Origin of the sequence: Paraglaciecola sp. 20A4, from assembly GCF_011378905.1 — a bacterium.
GTDB lineage: Bacteria > Pseudomonadota > Gammaproteobacteria > Enterobacterales > Alteromonadaceae > Paraglaciecola.
In genome coordinates, this window is sequence record NZ_WTPY01000080.1 from 1 (window position 1) to 583 (window position 583).

General features: G+C 49.6%; 1 protein-coding gene. It reads right to left on the reverse strand.

Features of this window, described 5'->3' with window-relative positions; genetic code table 11:
* Positions 1 to 524: zona pellucida domain-containing protein (locus tag GQS54_RS22900; protein ID WP_166426229.1), on the reverse strand; the 524-nt coding region annotated here is incomplete at its 3' end.
* Positions 525 to 583 lie beyond the last annotated feature (59 nt).

A 583-nucleotide genomic window follows, 5' to 3' on the forward strand; every position in this document is an offset into this window, starting at 1 on the left:
TCAATGAAGGAATATCTCGGAACAGAAGTCACATCAGGTACTTGGGTGGCCACACAGCGGTCCACAAACACACGCAGTGGGACATGGTTGTACACCTTCACAGATGCCTCAATATTGATAGTGTCACCCAAGTAGTATATATTTGAAGGCCTCTGAAAGGACCAGTCATCAATCATGAGGCTCATGGAGAACACCAAGACATCCTCGCCAACCTCCGTTGAAGCATAAGGAACCCAAGTTGGCCTCAGAGCATTACTGCTCACATTATGGAGCCTTTGATAGTGGCATTGAACGCCAACAACTGCACCCTCAGTACGGGTAATCGGCGTGCCAGCAAATGCCACAGGAGTGTAGGTAACCGCATAGGTGTAGACGAGCTCATCCTCGGTCATCATCAACACACTATTGCAGTCCTGCAGTGCATATTCAAAGATGAGCACCCCAGAGGCAGAGTCCTCACCAACAACAGGACAGCCTCCCATAGACAAACCACTTGGCTGGATCAGCTGACCATTGCTGAACATATCCTTCTTCACCTCCACATGAACCCGGTTCTCACTGCATTGAACAGCCACACTACTGG